General features: G+C 60.4%; 1 pseudogene. It reads right to left on the reverse strand.

The window, feature by feature from the left end:
• A pseudogene (locus EN859_RS37310) lies at positions 1-288 on the reverse strand (sodium:solute symporter); the annotation flags it as partial.

The following is a 288-nucleotide window of genomic DNA, read 5'->3' on the forward strand; positions in this document are numbered from 1 at the left end:
CTTGACGAACGCGATCATCGCCGGCGCACGCAAGCCGCTTGCGTATGTGTACAGCGCGAGAATCACAAAGGCGACGATCAACGGCAATTCACCGGTCACGCCGAGCCCCTTGATCACCACCTGCATGCCGACCAGTTGCAGCGCAATGTACGGCATGGTCGCGACGATGCCGGTCAGCGCGACCGCTGCCGGAAACCACTTGCCGCCATACTCGCCATGCACGTAGTCGGCGGCCGTAATGTGGTGTTTCGCATGTGCGATTTTCCACAGCTTCGGCATGACTGCGAA

The sequence above is a fragment of the Mesorhizobium sp. M00.F.Ca.ET.216.01.1.1 genome, from assembly GCF_004010325.2.
In the GTDB taxonomy this organism is placed as follows: Bacteria; Pseudomonadota; Alphaproteobacteria; order Rhizobiales; family Rhizobiaceae; genus Mesorhizobium.